Annotated in this window: 12 protein-coding genes and 1 pseudogene; 11 read left to right on the top strand and 2 right to left on the bottom strand. The window is 67.4% G+C overall.

Annotated elements, in window-relative coordinates:
- Nucleotides 1-18: 18 nt before the first annotated feature.
- The gene (gene rplI / locus ACIPXM_RS26695) at nt 19-465 is read left to right on the top strand and encodes a 50S ribosomal protein L9 (protein WP_401660135.1); all 447 of its coding nucleotides are present in this window, start codon (nt 19-21) and stop codon (nt 463-465) included.
- Nucleotides 466-624: 159 nt separating this feature from the next.
- Here rplI and ACIPXM_RS26690 read toward each other — a convergent pair whose 3' ends face one another.
- Nucleotides 625-1,962 (bottom strand): MATE family efflux transporter, encoded by a 1,338-nt coding sequence (locus tag ACIPXM_RS26690; protein ID WP_401660132.1) that lies wholly within the window; start codon nt 1,960-1,962, stop codon nt 625-627.
- Between the two features lie 441 nt (nt 1,963-2,403).
- Between ACIPXM_RS26690 and dnaB the strand changes: the two genes are divergently transcribed.
- From dnaB to ACIPXM_RS26660, 6 genes and pseudogenes are all read left to right on the top strand, one after another.
- The gene (gene dnaB, locus ACIPXM_RS26685) at nt 2,404-3,864 is read left to right on the top strand and encodes a replicative DNA helicase (RefSeq protein WP_401660396.1); all 1,461 of its coding nucleotides are present in this window, start codon (nt 2,404-2,406) and stop codon (nt 3,862-3,864) included.
- Between the two features lie 204 nt (nt 3,865-4,068).
- On the top strand, nt 4,069-4,800 hold the full coding sequence (locus ACIPXM_RS26680) for a TnsA-like heteromeric transposase endonuclease subunit (protein ID WP_401660129.1): 732 nt from the start codon (nt 4,069-4,071) through the stop codon (nt 4,798-4,800).
- Nucleotides 4,797-6,926 carry a helix-turn-helix domain-containing protein gene (locus ACIPXM_RS26675; RefSeq protein ID WP_401660125.1) on the top strand — a complete coding sequence of 710 codons (2,130 nt, stop codon included), beginning with the start codon at nt 4,797-4,799 and terminating at the stop codon, nt 6,924-6,926. Before ACIPXM_RS26680 ends, ACIPXM_RS26675 begins: the two co-directional genes overlap by 4 nt.
- Entirely contained in the window at nt 6,923-8,041 is a 1,119-nt protein-coding gene (locus ACIPXM_RS26670) for an AAA family ATPase (protein WP_356887296.1), read from the top strand. The genes ACIPXM_RS26675 and ACIPXM_RS26670 overlap by 4 nt, the downstream gene beginning before the upstream one ends.
- Nucleotides 8,038-8,430, top strand: a pseudogene (locus ACIPXM_RS26665) (TniQ family protein); the annotation flags it as partial. The gene ACIPXM_RS26670 and the pseudogene ACIPXM_RS26665, both read left to right, overlap by 4 nt.
- A gap of 261 nt (nt 8,431-8,691) precedes the next feature.
- A complete protein-coding gene (locus tag ACIPXM_RS26660) occupies nt 8,692-10,692 on the top strand; it encodes a LysR family transcriptional regulator (protein ID WP_401660394.1) in 2,001 nt (666 codons plus the stop codon).
- Between the two features lie 104 nt (nt 10,693-10,796).
- Here the strand turns inward: ACIPXM_RS26660 and ACIPXM_RS26655 are convergent, their stop codons facing one another.
- Nucleotides 10,797-12,047 carry a hypothetical protein gene (locus ACIPXM_RS26655; protein WP_356887300.1) on the bottom strand — a complete coding sequence of 417 codons (1,251 nt, stop codon included), beginning with the start codon at nt 12,045-12,047 and terminating at the stop codon, nt 10,797-10,799.
- A 199-nt stretch (nt 12,048-12,246) separates the two neighbouring features.
- Between ACIPXM_RS26655 and ACIPXM_RS26650 the strand changes: the two genes are divergently transcribed.
- The 4 genes from ACIPXM_RS26650 to ACIPXM_RS26635 all read left to right on the top strand — a co-directional run bounded on the left by ACIPXM_RS26650 (nt 12,247) and on the right by ACIPXM_RS26635 (nt 14,012).
- On the top strand, nt 12,247-12,582 hold the full coding sequence (locus ACIPXM_RS26650) for a hypothetical protein (protein WP_362033347.1): 336 nt from the start codon (nt 12,247-12,249) through the stop codon (nt 12,580-12,582).
- A complete protein-coding gene (locus ACIPXM_RS26645) occupies nt 12,579-12,935 on the top strand; it encodes a hypothetical protein (RefSeq protein ID WP_356887304.1) in 357 nt (118 codons plus the stop codon). The genes ACIPXM_RS26650 and ACIPXM_RS26645 overlap by 4 nt, the downstream gene beginning before the upstream one ends.
- 103 nt (nt 12,936-13,038) lie before the next feature.
- Complete coding sequence (locus tag ACIPXM_RS26640; RefSeq protein ID WP_401660120.1) at nt 13,039-13,434, top strand: hypothetical protein; 396 nt, start codon at nt 13,039-13,041, stop codon at nt 13,432-13,434.
- A gap of 164 nt (nt 13,435-13,598) precedes the next feature.
- Nucleotides 13,599-14,012, top strand: coding sequence for a cytidine deaminase family protein (locus ACIPXM_RS26635; RefSeq protein ID WP_401660117.1), 414 nt, complete (start codon nt 13,599-13,601; stop codon nt 14,010-14,012).
- The last annotated feature ends 28 nt before the right edge of the window (nt 14,013-14,040 follow it).

The raw sequence follows: 14,040 nt of genomic DNA, 5'->3' as shown, positions 1-14,040 counted from the left end.
GGGAAGGGTGACCGAAAAATGAAGATCATCCTCACCCACGAGGTGTCCGGCCTCGGTGCCGCCGGCGACGTCGTCGACGTCAAGGACGGCTACGCTCGCAACTACCTGGTCCCGCGTGGTTTCGCGATCCGCTGGACCAAGGGTGGCGAGAAGGACGTGGCGCAGATCCGCCGCGCCCGCAAGATCCACGAGATCGCGACCATCGAGCAGGCCAACGAGATCAAGGCCCAGCTCGAGGGCGTCAAGGTCAAGCTGGCCGTTCGCTCCGGCGACGCCGGCCGCCTGTTCGGCTCCGTGACCCAGGCTGACATCGCTTCGGCGATCAAGTCCGCCGGTGGCCCGGACGTCGACAAGCGTCGCGTCGAGGTCGGCTCGCCGATCAAGACCGTCGGCTCGCACCAGGTCTCCGTGCGTCTGCACGCCGACGTGGTCGCGAAGCTCGGCGTCGAGGTCGTCGCCGCCTGACGCTGCCCCCGGGCAGACGTTCAGTCGCAGCAGTGGGAAGGGCCGCACCCCTCGGGGTGCGGCCCTTCCGCATGTTTCACGTGAAACACGCTGTTTCACGTGAAACATGGACGGCTCGGACGGCTCGGACGGCCCGGACCGCCGGTCGGGGTCAGCGGGTCAGCGGGTGGCGCCGGTGACCACCCAGCGGCCCGAGCGGGCGCGGAACCACAGGGTCGCCATCCGGACGGTCATCATCAGGGTCATCGCTCCCCACAGGGCGGTCAGGCCGCCCCCGAGGGTCGGTACGAGCAGCGCGACCGGGGCGAAGACGGCCAGCGTCAGCAGCATGGCCCCGGCGAGGTAGCGGCCGTCCCCGGCGCCCATGAGGACCCCGTCGAGCACGAAGACCACGCCCGAGATCGGCTGGGAGAGCGCCACCACGAGCAGGGCGGGGAGCAGGGCGTCCTGGACCGCGGGGTCGCCGGTGAACAGCGGGACGAACAGCGGGCGGGCGAGGACCAGGAGCGCGCCGAGCACCACCCCGGAGACCACGCCCCACTGGACCATGCGGCGGCAGACCTGACGGGCGCCGTCCGCGTCGTCGGCGCCGAGGTACCGGCCGATGATGGCCTGACCGGCGATGGCGATGGAGTCGAGCGCGAACGCCAGCAGGCTCCACAGGGACAGGATGACCTGGTGGGCGGCCACATCGGCGTCGCCGAGCCGGGCGGCCACCGCGGTGGCGATCATCAGCACGGCGCGCAGCGAGAGGGTACGGACGAGCAGCGGTGCGCCTGCCTGGGCGCAGGCCCGGATCCCGGCGGCGTCGGGGCGCAGCGAAGCGCCGTGGCGGCGGGCGCCGCGGACGACGACGTAGAGATAGGCGGCGGCCATGCCGAACTGGGCGATGACGGTGCCCCAGGCGGAGCCCGCGATGCCGAGCCCGGCGCCGTAGACCAGGCCGAGGTTGAGGACGAGATTGGCGGTGAAGCCGCCGATGGCGACGTAGAGCGGGGTGCGGGTGTCCTGGAGGCCGCGCAGGACGCCGGTGGCGGCCAGGACCATGAGCATGGCCGGGATGCCGAGGCTGGAGACGCGCAGATACGTCACGGCGTACGGCGCCGCCGTGTCCGAGGCTCCGAAGATTCCGACGAGCCAGGGGGCGGCGGGCAGGGCGAGGGCGACCACCGCTGCGCCGAGCAGCAGGGCGAGCCAGATGCCGTCGATGCCCTGCTGGATGGCGGACCTCAGGTCGCCCGCGCCGACCCGGCGGGCGACGGCGGCGGTGGTGGCGTAGGCGAGGAACACGAAGACGCTGACGGCGGTGGCGAGCAGGGTCGAGGCGATGGCGAGACCGGCCAGCTGGGGGGTGCCGAGGTGGCCCACGATGGCGCTGTCGGCCATGAGGAACAGGGGCTCGGCGACGAGCGCGCCGAAGGCCGGGACGGCGAGCGAGACGATCTCACGGTCGTGTTGCCGTCGGACGGCCTTGGGGGTCGCGGGAGCCTGATGCATGGGCCCAATCTAATCTTCCACAGGTAAGCGATGCAATCCAGTCGAGACCCTTACTTGGACTCCGACTCGGCCTTCGGGTGTGCGCCGTTTGTTCTGATCTTGGTCCAGCCGGAAAAGTTTTTCTCCCCCACAGTCGGTGGATGGAAAAACCGCAGGTCAGAACCGTTTGGATGGACTGGTTATGAGTTTGTCCACATGGCTGTCCCCCGGTCCGTGCACAGGATCCGGGGGGTTCTCCACAGCATCTGGCCCTTCACCCACAGGCCCTGTGGATAACCAGATTGGCTGACGGTGCCCGCGGGCCTACCGTGGTCCGGCGCGCGACGCGCCAGTAGCGGAGTCAAAGCCTCTTTTTTGTCCGAGCCGTGGCGTAAGAAAGAGTGCACGGCGAGGTCCGCGGAGCGGACGGGAGGAGGTGGCTTGGTGAGTATCCCTGAGCCCATGGACGACCCCTGGGCCGACGCCGGGCCCGGTGATCGGCTTCCCACCCGTACCCGGGAGCCGCGCGGCCGTGGCCGCGGCCGTGAGGACCAGCACGAGCGCGGCAGTGAGGGCGGCTGGGACAGCGGAATCTCCGGGTTCGAGCGGGTGCCCCCGCAGGACCTGGACGCCGAGCAGTCCGTGCTCGGCGGCATGCTGCTCTCCAAGGACGCGATCGCCGACGTCGTCGAGATCATCAAGGGCCACGACTTCTACAAGCCGGCCCACGAGACGATCTACGCGGCCGTCCTCGACCTCTACGCGAAGGGCGAGCCCGCCGACCCCATCACGGTCGGCGCCGAGCTCACCAAGCGCGGCGAGATCACCCGGGTGGGCGGCGCGTCCTACCTGCACACGCTGGTGCAGTCGGTGCCGACCGCGGCGAACGCCTCGTACTACGCGGAGATCGTCCACGAGCGGGCGGTGCTGCGGCGCCTCGTGGAGGCGGGCACCAAGATCACCCAGATGGGATACGCGGCCGACGGGGACGTCGACGAGATCGTGAACCGCGCCCAGGCGGAGATCTACCAGGTCACCGAGCAGCGCACCACCGAGGACTACCTGCCGCTCGGCGACATCATGGAGGGCGCGCTCGACGAGATCGAGGCGATCGGCTCCCGCAGCGGCGAGATGACCGGTGTGCCGACCGGCTTCACCGACCTCGACGCGCTCACCAACGGTCTGCACCCCGGCCAGATGATCATCATCGCGGCCCGGCCCGCCATGGGTAAGTCCACGCTCGCCCTGGACTTCGCCCGGGCCGCGTCCATCAAGAACAACCTGCCGAGCGTCATCTTCTCGCTCGAAATGGGCCGCAACGAGATCGCCATGCGTCTGCTCTCGGCGGAGGCCCGGGTGGCGCTGCACCACATGCGCTCCGGCACCATGACCGACGAGGACTGGACCCGCCTGGCCCGCCGGATGCCGGACGTCTCCCAGGCGCCGCTCTACATCGACGACTCACCGAACCTGTCGATGATGGAGATCCGCGCCAAGTGCCGCCGCCTGAAGCAGCGCAACGGCCTCAAGCTCGTCGTCATCGACTACCTCCAGCTGATGCAGTCCGGCGGCTCCAAGCGCCAGGAAAGCCGCCAGCAGGAGGTCTCCGACATGTCGCGAAACCTCAAGCTCCTCGCCAAGGAGCTGGAGCTCCCGGTGATCGCGCTCTCCCAGCTGAACCGTGGCCCCGAGCAGCGCACCGACAAGAAGCCGATGGTCTCCGACCTCCGGGAGTCCGGCTCCATCGAGCAGGACGCGGACATGGTCATCCTGCTCCACCGCGAGGACGCCTACGAGAAGGAGTCCCCCCGCGCGGGCGAGGCGGACATCATCGTCGGCAAGCACCGAAACGGCCCGACGGCCACGATCACGGTGGCCTTCCAGGGCCACTACTCGCGCTTCGTGGACATGGCACAGACGTAGTCCCGCACCTTGTAGGTTCTCAAATCCCGTGTCATTTTCTCAGTCTCCATGTCATCAGGCTGGCCAATCTGACATGGGATTGAGAATCGCTGATCACTGCCGTCACTCGTTCGGGTGACCTTGCTTTGGGCCCGGTGCGGGAGTCTCACTCGAATGCGAACGTAGCGCTCGCGAGGGAGGCTGCCGACGATCCGGGGGTGACTCATGGCGGCAGGGCTGAGCGCGGCATCGATCACCGTGAGCATTAGGGGAGCGAACGGCAGCCTGATCGAGAACCGGGAGTGGACCGGGACCTCGATCGACCAGCTTGCGGCGGCGGCACCCTGGCGGACCTTCCGCTGGTACAGGGGCCAACGGCACTACTCGGGTACCTACTGGTCCGCCACAATGCGCGATCACGTCATCTACGAGTCGCGCCTCGAACTTGCGCGGCTCCTCTTCGCTGATTTCGATCCGTCCGTACGGCGTGTCGTGGCCCAGCCATTTCTGCTCAAGGCCGAGGTGGACGGGGCTGTGCGCAAGCACATCCCGGACTATCTCCTCGTCACCGACGAGGGGCCCGTGGTCGTGGATGTGAAGCCACTGCACCGGCTGTCGAAGCCGGAGGTGGCCTTCACTTTCGGCTGGACCCGTGAGGCGGTGGAGGCCCGCGGGTGGAAGTACGAGGTCTGGAGCGAGCCACCCACGGCTGAGCTGGAGAACGTCCGCTTCTTGTCGGGCTACCGCAGAGACTGGCTGTTTGACCGTGGGCTCGTCGACGAGCTCCGTGGTGCTGATCTCAACGGAGTCTCTCTGCGGCGTGCGGCGGCCAGCTTGCCCGGTCGGCCGGAGGAGCAAGTCCGAGCTGCGGTCTATCACTTGCTGTGGATGCACGAGTTCACGGTGGACCTCGACCGGCCGTTCAGCCCGGCGCACTTGCTCAGGAGGACGGCGTGACTAGGGCCGGAGCGCGGGTCGGCGTCGGTACACACTTCCGCTACGACGGGGAGACCGTCGAGGTGGTCGAGATGGCCGCCACCACGGCCGGCAACGAGGTCGTCCTCAAGGACCGCCACGGCAGGCTCCTGCGTCTGTCCTTGCGGGAACTGCTCTTCTCCGACCGGGCCACTCTTATCCCCGAGGGGCCTGGACCGTCCTCGGACGACGCCGAGGAGATTGCCTCGGTGGTACTGGCGCAGTTGGACGAGAAGGACAGACAGCAAATCCTGGAGCGGGCCGAGCACATTCGGGAACTCCTCACGGGATATCGGTCCGGCAGCACCGAACTTGCGCGTGAAGGCGAACCGCGAGCTCCGTACGCGCCGACGCTGTCGCTGGACGCCCGCTATGCGGCGAAAGCTGCGGAACTCGGAGTCACTGATCGCACTATTCGACGGTGGGTCGCCGACTACCGCCGACACGGTGAGGCCGGCCTGGTCCAGCGGACAAGTCCCCAGGCACGGCCCTTCGGCAGGGCCGACGACCGATGGGTGGAGACCGCGCTGGAAGTCATGGTCGAGCACACCGGAGAGTCGAAGCCATCACGCAAGATGGTCATAGATCGGACTCAGGCCCGGGTGATCGCGCGGTTCGGTCCTGAAGTCGTACCCCAGCCCAGCCAAGCCACGGCCTACCGGGTGCTCACAGAGCTGGAGCGGCGACACCCGCTGTTCCGGCTGAGTACGAAGCGCAACCGGGATATCGCCGATCGGCCGGAAGGTCCGTACGGCAAGCTGCGGCCGACGCGGCCGGGCGAGTACCTGCTGATGGATTCCACCCGCCTGGACGTCTTCGCGTTCGACCCGCTGACCCTGAAGTGGGTGCAGGCCGAGCTGAGTGTCGGGATGGACTGGTACACCCGCTGCATCACGGGAATCCGGCTCACGCCGGTCTCGACGAAGGCAGTGGATGTCAGCGCGGTGCTGTTCCAGTCGTTTCGGCCGAGGCCGGCGGGGCGGGACTGGCCGCGGCACGCGGTCTGGCCCGAGCACGGCATCCCTCGCACCGTCCTGGTCGATGTCGAAGGTGCCACCGGGCCGGGCCTGGCCTCGCCGCCTCTGGTTCCCGAGACGCTGGTCGTCGACCACGGAAAGGTCTACGTCTCGGAGCATCTGACCAGCGTCTGCCGACGGATGGGCATCTCCATCCAGCCGGCCCGGCTGCGGACGGGCCGCGACAAGGGGCCGGTCGAGCGCTACTTCCGGACCCTTCGGGAAGGGCTGCTGCAGGTGCTGCCCGGCTACAAGGGGCCCGATATCCACTCGCGGGGCGAGAGCCCGGAGGACGACGCGTTCTTCTTCCTCGACGAGCTTGAGGCGATCATCCGGGAGTGGACCGCGGCGGTCTATCACTGCCGGCCGCATTCCAGTCTGATCGATCCGGGTCTGCCGGGTCTGTGGATGTCCCCGGCGAAGATGTTCGAGCACGGCATGGCGCGGGCGGGTTACATCGAAGCGCCCCGCGACCGGGACCTGGCTTACGAGTTCCTGCAGACGAAGTGGCGCACGGTCCAGCACTACGGGGTCGAGATCGGCCGGCGCCGTTACAGCGGCCCCGGCCTGCCCGAGCCGGGAGTCCGTAGCCCCTACGACAGTCCGGTCAAGAACGGCTGGCCTTTCCAGGTGGACCCCGACGACATCACCCGGATCTACTTCCGCGATCCGGCTACTCGGGCCTGGCGCACGCTGGTCTGGGAGCACGCGCCGTCGGCTGAGATGCCGCTGAGCGAGGATGCGTTGACGTTCGCCCGGCAGCTGGCGGCCTCGAAGTATCGCTTTCCCGACGACCGGCTTGCCGTCGCTGATTTGTTGGAGCGGTGGAATCTCGGGCTGGGCACCACGATCGCCGAGCGGCGCATGGCCCTGCGGCTCTCGCGCGAGCAGGCCGCCATCGAGCTTCCGGAGAGTGAGGCGGAGACGGTCGTCTCGCTTCCGTCCGTACGCAAGGCCCTCGGCCAGGACGAGCAGACCGCGGAACTGCGGGAGCCCGACGTGGTGACGGAGACCGGGGATGACGACGAGGCTGATCTGGAGGACCTCGCCGGGGAGGACGACTTCTACGCCGATGCCCTGGAGGACGTGTGAACGACGGCAGCGTTCCGCAGCCGGGCAGTCTTGCCTTGTCGCGGAAGGAGGACTTCAAGGCGTTCGCAGAGAGCCCTCGCCGCAGCCGGCCCGACCTGCTGAGCCGAAAACAGCTGAAGTCCCTTCCCACACAGGCGCGAGCAGACTACGACCGTCAGCGGCGGCAGTGGCACGCGAACATCGGCCCGGTCAAGACGCCGCAACTGACAGAGCTCCATGAAGACCTGTGGGACATCGTCGACAGCAACGAGCAGGACGGCGACAAGGCCAAAGGGGCAGTGGCCGTCGACGCGTTCCCGGGGCTGGGCAAGACGACCTCGGTGCTGGCCTTCGCCCGCGACTTCCACCAGCGGGAGATCGAGGAGTCTGGAGCGTTCACCAGCCAGGGGCACGAGCGGATCCCCGTCTGCCGGGTCGGGCTGACCGGGAACACTGGAATGAAGGATCTCAACCGGGCCATGCTGGAGTTCTTCGGCCACCCCGGACAGACGCGGGGGACCACCGCCCAGTTCGGACGGCGGGTGCTGGACTGCGTGCTGTCCTGTGATGTCCGCCTGGTGGTTCTGGACGATCTGCACTTTTTGAAATGGGGACAGAAGAGCGGCATCGAGGTGAGCAACCACCTGAAGTGGATCGCCAACGAGTTTCCGGTGACGTTGCTGATGGTGGGGGTCGAGCTCGCGAAGAAGGGCCTGTTCGGCGAGGGAACGAACGGGCGCGACACCGCTCTGGCCCAGACCGGCCGCCGCACCACCCGCCTCGGGCTGCGGCCGTTCACCATCGATACGGAGGCCGGGCGCCGGGAATGGCGGCAGATGCTGCTGGCCCTCGAACAGCGCGTCGTCCTCACCGACAAGCACCCCGGCATGCTCGCGGACGACCTGTCGGACTACCTCTTCGCCCGCAGCACCGGACACATCGGCTCGCTGATGACGCTGATCAACCGCAGCTGCCAGCGGGCGGTCCGCACCGGCGCCGAACGCCTTGACCAGGAGCTCATGGACCGAGTGAAGAACGACGAGGCATCCGAGGCTGCCCGCCTCGAACTGCAGGCTGCCCTGGAGAAAAAACGGCTGACCAGCCGTCCGCGGGCCCGGAGCCGACGACCCGCATGACAACGCCGGCCCGCACCCTGCCGATCCGGCTGCCTCCACTGCCCGGCGAGGCCCTGGACTCATGGCTGGAGGCGACGGCCAGACGGATGGACACCGCACTCGGTGATGTCCTGCTGCACTTCGGCTTCCCGGTCCGACACCGAGCAGGAAACCAGTTCAGGGGCATCCCGGCAGACTGGACGATCGTCCTCGACGAACAGCAGACCAATGCTGTCGCGCACGCCACCGGGACGTCCCCGGAGACAGTCGCTGCCCTGACCCTGGCGCACTACGACGGACGGGCCCTCCACATGAGTGCTGGAGGCCGGGCCGTGTCACGGCACGTCCTTTGGGGCCGCGGAGGGGGATCCCGGTTCTGCCCGGAGTGCCTTCTTGCCAGTGATGGGCGATGGCAATTGTCCTGGAGGCTCGGTTTCTCCTTCGCCTGCACCCAGCACCGCAGACTGCTGGCGGACTGCTGCCCGCACTGCGGGAGGGTGCCGCGGCAGCGGCCCCGTTCCGGCCGGTCCGTCCCCCGGCCTGAACTCTGTGGCAATCCACCGACCCGCCCCACCCGCCCGTTTTCGGCTGGCTGCGGCACCGATCTGACCCGCGCTTCGACGCTTCTCCTGCCTCCTGGCCATCCGGTTCTCATGGCTCAGGACCGAATGATGGAGATCATCGACGGGGCAACAACAGCTTTCGGCCCCTACTGGACCTCTCCCCAGCCGGCATCGGCGGTGCTGGCGGACATCCGTGCCCTGGGCATACGCGTCCTGAGCGACCTGCCCGCAGCTGTCCTACGGGAACAGATCCCGGCTGACATCGCAGAAGCTCACCTCAGCACCGATGCGGTCTCCCCGCACACCGGAAAGGCCATGGAACGTCCGGGGTTCATGGCCCCGCCCCGAGCCGCGGACACGGCCGTCGCGGTCACCATGGCCCTGAGCATCCTGGAGCAACCAGGAATCCACCCGGCCGGCGAGGCCCTGCGGAGCCTGCTGGAAGCAGTACGCGAGGAACTCACGCAGATCTCGGCGACCAGCATCGACAGCTGGGGCAGGGGCATCAGCCCGGTGCTGCAGTCCGTGCACCTGGCGGCCCTCGCCCCTTCCCTCCGCCCCAGCGAATACGTCCGCTACCGCATCATGACCGAGACCCCCCGCCGACCGACCCGGACCACTCGGGACATCGAGCAGCGAGCCAGGAAGATCCCCACGATGTTCTGGCCGCCCTGGACGATCCGCCTCGCACCACCTGAAGGAATCCATGCGCGGGCTCTGGCTCCCGTTCTCGCCGCCCTGCTACTGATTCCCGACAGCCGCACATCCCTGGACCAAGCAGCCGGGCTGATCGGTGACGCCATCGACGGCACGGAGGTCTCACGCCTCCTCCAGGAAGTCGACGACCTTCCGCAATGGCCGGACATCGCCACTGCTCTGGACCGGCTCGCGGACTACCTCGATGCCAACAGCACCCCCATCGACTACGGCCGACGCCGACTCCTCGACTACACCGGCCTGCTTCCTCATGACCGCTGGCTGGAGATCTGCCGCCACACCGGAACACCACCGGGAACCGGACGGCGCGAACGCATCGCACGCAGCCAGCTCTTCCAACGTCTCAGCGGCCTGCCCGCCGAGTCTGCCCCCGACGACCTGGGCGGTCCCGACAGCGCAGAGTTCCGGGCGACGTCCCTGCGGTTCACTGCGCTTCAGACCCCTGAACTCGCGCACGCCCTCCAGCAGGAAGCCCTCAACTTCCTGGCCTCACATCACATCCACGACGAGCCCATGACCTGGCAGCCGCCCGCCACCCTGCTGGCAGGGCTCTCCCTTCCCGGCCCCGATCCGGCACACGTCGACCTACCCCGCCTGCACCAGCTTGTCCGCGAACGCCAGCACCCTGTTCAGCACGCCGCCCAGGTTCTGGGCACGACCGTCGAAGCCATCCGACATGTCCTCGACGAATATCCAGCCCCTGCACCCCCGCTGACGAAGAGCACCGCCAGGGCCGCCGGCCGCATCCGGCAGCAGGCCCGGCAAGCCATTCCGGCAGAGCGCTTCACCCGGCTCTACCTTGACGAACACCGGTCCCTCCAGCAGATCGCCACCCTCACCGGCTTCTCCCGCAGAGTGCTGACCGACCCTGCCAAGGAGTACGGCATCCCGCTCCGCGAGGGCCCCAAGGACTACAAGCGCCGCGGCACCGTCGAACGGGCCTGGCTCATCGAGCAGTACGTCCACCGCCGCCGGACCCTGCCGGACCTCGCCCGAGAAGCTGGCATGAGCACCGCGAACATGGCCCGCTGGGCCAAGACCCACAACGTTCCGCTGCGACCACGCGGAGGATCCAGTCACAGCCAGGTACTTCGGGCAATCGACCAGGCCAGCCGAGCACCAAGCATCCTCCGGCCGGCACTCGGCGGCCAGGGGGCCAGCGAACGGTTGAGCCGATTCGCGGCTGCATCTGACTACCCCAGCCTCGGTGCCGCAGCGAGCGGCCTCGGCCTCAACACGTTCACCCTCGTCGCACAGATCAACCGGATCGAACGAGAACTCGGTGGACCACTCCTGGTCCGGGCGGAACGCGGTAGGCCCATGACGCTCACTCCCCTGGGGAAGAAGGTGCTCAAGGCCATTCGAAAGATGCAGGACAACACGATGCCCTGAGACGTGGCATGATCATTCCGGGTCGGCAATGCGCCGAAACACCCCGTCGAACTCGCCTGATGCCACCAGCCCGGCAATCACGCGCACCATGCTGCCGATGCCGTTCACTCGTTGGGGGACTCCGTTGCCAGCGGGATACCGCACCGCCAGCAGTCGTTCGCGTGGTCGTCCTGGCAGACGTAGCCGATGGCACCATCCACGCACCATTCGGCGGCCTCCTCGGAAAGCAGGTCGGGCCCGGCAAGGAGCAGCCGACGAAATTCCGTGGTGTCCGCAATGTCGGCCGGCCGGTTGGTGAACCACTCGTCGAACCAAGCCTCGTCCCGGCGCATGCGCCAGTGCGCATTCTCCCGGTCGTCGACAGCCGTAAGGAACCGATCGACGATGCGCCCCCAACTCGGTGCTCCGAACCAGCCATTGTCGGACGCACAGAAGGATTCGATCAGGGTTCGCAGGCCGAACTCCTTCTCGTGAAGGCAGTGCCTTCGCCCCCATGAGATCGCGACCTGCGCCATCTCCGCGAGTTCTTCTCGCGGATCAACCTCGTGCGCCGGGTCGTCAGGGTTGTGGCAGGCCAGCCCGAGCTCGAGTACGGACTGCCCTGTCGGTAGAACCCGGGACGGGTTGACGATCGCGAGACCGAGACCGATCCAGTCGACATGGTCGAACGACAGCATCGAGCGCACGAGTCGGGTGGTTGCCGTGTTGATCCGCATCATTGTGCCGTCGTGGAGCGGACTCTTCCCGGCATGCCAGTTCTCGACGGGTGTGTTGCGCCACACGGCGAGCGTGATGCGGGTGGCAGCGAGCCACAGCAGGGCGTCGTCGTCGAGGTGCCCGAACCGCTTGGCACACTCCTGGGCGCCGTAGGTGATCAACTCTTCCGGTTTCGGCCACCTGTGGCTGTCGGGCCCTTCAGGCCCTTCAGGCGCGTACTCATAGTCGTCGGCGTACTCGTCGAGGATCGCACTCAACTCGGTTGCGCTGTAAGCCTCGCTGTACACGGAACTGTCTGGCTCCTCGACGGTGTACATGTCGTGGTCCCAGGAGACGTACACGTCGCCCCAGAGCACGACGTCGTCGCACTCGCTGGCGTTGTCCGTCACAACCGGCCTGATGGTGATCGGGGCAGTACGCCCGTCGGTTCGCTCACCGTCCTTCTCGGCGGCCCATGCGGTGATGATCTCGAGTGGCTTCGGAAGGAGAGAGCCGACCTCGGTGATGCTGAAGGGTTCGTCGTCGTCATCGGTGTCGAACCGGCTGTTGACGAACGCGACCGCCTCGGAGGGCGTGCTGACGATGGACTGGGTACCGCTCTCGTTGTCAACCACTCGCCATAGCGGGCTGTTCTTCACGGTGCTCTCCGATCGCGGTGAGTGCACCCGGGGTGGGTGCGATGCGCCGGGTCGCTCGGCACTGACACCAACTTATGGGCTGATCAACCCATCCGTAGCCCGAAGGTGCTTGTCGGCGATAACGTTCGGTACGTTCGCGTACAACCTGCTTTTCGCGACCGCGGCGACACATCAGATTCCAACGGCGCAGGAGGCGAAGATGGCGCTGAACAAGAAGGGTTCCCGGCGCATAACCGTTGACGGGATCGAGTACCGCTGGCGGATCCGCAGGAAGCCCTCCTACATGCAGGGACTCTGCTGGACACCGATGACCTATGCAGTTGAAGCGGCCAGCGGCAGCCAGTCGGGCGCGACCTTGATCGTCACCAGCGGCCAGGCCCATCCCAGCAACTGGGTGGGTGCCGAGGCAGTGCCCATCCGCCCAGCCCACGTTGCTGCCAGCATCCGAGAAGCACGGGACCGAGGCTGGGAACCAACCAAGGCCGGATCTCCCTTCCAGCTCGACCGATCCGCAGGGTTCATCGCCCAGCCATGAGGCAAAGCGAAGAAAAGCAGCCCATATCGGTCGAACTGCCGGAGAGGCTCCAGGCCTGGTTCGCCGAGCATGAGGAACGCCTGCAATCCTGCGGAATCACGGGTGCGGTCCAGCAGTCGCCCGAAGACGGCCGAACCAAGAACAGCACCTGGATGACGCTCGAAAACGATGACTTCGTCGGCGTGCTCATCGTCTGGAGCAGCGGGGAAGCCGAGCTTGAGTACGGGGACATGGCAACAGGCCAGGTCCGACAACAGCACCGGGATCTCTGCACCTTCCAGGACCTTCTCGACGCCATCGAGACCATCCACGAATGGATCCGCATAAACGGCGAACCGTCCGTGGAAGGGTGACCTCCGGCGAGTTCGACAAAGCCTGGGCCGAGTTCCTTGACAGATTGCAACCCGACCCCGCCGACCTCTCGGTGTTCCGAGGGCTTCTTGGCATCATCGCGACATGACCCCGACCCTTCCCCGCACCGTCCGGGCCGTCGACACCGCTCAGCTCCTGGACCTGGCCCAAGAGGCCGCCACGCACAGCTTCAGCCAGCGTCTCCCGGTCGACTGGCTCCAAGAGCACCTTGCCGCAGAGGCGACGCACTACCTGTTCCCGACACTCGTGCAGCGGCTCACGCACCGTCCCGAGACGCCGCTGCAGTGGAGGTGCCAGCAACTGCTGACCGTCAGCACCGGCGAACAGATCTGGGGTCTGATCGATGTCCTTCCCGACACCTTCGACAAGATCCCGGAGAGCTTGGATACGGCGTCCAAGAAGGACATCGTCAACCGCATCGAGCAAGCAGTGAAGGTGCGGGAGTGGATGGAACGGACGGCCGCCGATGCAGGTTCATGAGGTCCGGCGCAGCCGGCTGGGCAGTCTGAGGAAATGACATCGATCTGAGACAGCCGCCTGCCGACACGTCGTGAGACTGGAGGGGAACCTCCAGGTCATAGCGTCGGCGCATGACACCGAAAGTGAGAACCTACACACCTCACATCGGACCGAAGGCGGGAAAGATGACCGCAGCACAGCACCCCGTGGACCACGAGCTCATCGACGCCGCCGCCCACGTCGCGCGGACCCGGTGCCAGGGCGACAACCACACCATGGCGGCCGCCGGGCGGGCGCGGGACGGGCGGATCGTCACCGCGGTGAACGCCTATCATTTCACCGGCGGGCCCTGCGCGGAGCTGGTGCTCATCGGTGCGGCCGCCGCGCAGGGGGCGTATCCGCTGGACACGGTCGTCGCCGTCGGGGACCGGGACCGGGGAATCGTGCCGCCGTGCGGGCGGTGCCGACAGGTGATGCTCGACTATTTCCCGGCGCTCACCGTCATCGTGGGCTCAGGGGGAGACGTCCGGGCGGTGCCGGTGGCCGAGTTGCTGCCGGAGAGCTATGTCTGGGCCGATCACCAGCTCGACGCCGAGTAAGCCGGGGGCGCGGCGGTAAAGCGATCGA

This window comes from Streptomyces sp. NPDC090025 (assembly GCF_044748125.1).
Taxonomy (GTDB): domain Bacteria; phylum Actinomycetota; class Actinomycetes; order Streptomycetales; family Streptomycetaceae; genus Streptomyces.
Note: the sequence above shows the minus strand (reverse complement) of the source record. Positions and strands in the feature narration are given on the sequence as shown.

What these genes read in the sequence shown, in the direction of transcription:
- ACIPXM_RS26650 (WP_362033347.1), top strand. Translation starts at nt 12,247, where the DNA reads ATGGCGCTGAACAAGAAGGGTTCCCGGCGCATAACCGTTGACGGGATC.
- ACIPXM_RS26640 (WP_401660120.1), top strand. Translation starts at nt 13,039, where the DNA reads ATGACCCCGACCCTTCCCCGCACCGTCCGGGCCGTCGACACCGCTCAG.
- dnaB (WP_401660396.1), top strand. Translation starts at nt 2,404, where the DNA reads ATGGACGACCCCTGGGCCGACGCCGGGCCCGGTGATCGGCTTCCCACC.
- ACIPXM_RS26660 (WP_401660394.1), top strand. Translation starts at nt 8,692, where the DNA reads ATGGAGATCATCGACGGGGCAACAACAGCTTTCGGCCCCTACTGGACC.
- ACIPXM_RS26635 (WP_401660117.1), top strand. Translation starts at nt 13,599, where the DNA reads ATGACCGCAGCACAGCACCCCGTGGACCACGAGCTCATCGACGCCGCC.
- ACIPXM_RS26690 (WP_401660132.1), bottom strand. Translation starts at nt 1,962, where the DNA reads ATGCATCAGGCTCCCGCGACCCCCAAGGCCGTCCGACGGCAACACGAC.
- rplI (WP_401660135.1), top strand. Translation starts at nt 19, where the DNA reads ATGAAGATCATCCTCACCCACGAGGTGTCCGGCCTCGGTGCCGCCGGC.
- ACIPXM_RS26680 (WP_401660129.1), top strand. Translation starts at nt 4,069, where the DNA reads ATGGCGGCAGGGCTGAGCGCGGCATCGATCACCGTGAGCATTAGGGGA.
- ACIPXM_RS26645 (WP_356887304.1), top strand. Translation starts at nt 12,579, where the DNA reads ATGAGGCAAAGCGAAGAAAAGCAGCCCATATCGGTCGAACTGCCGGAG.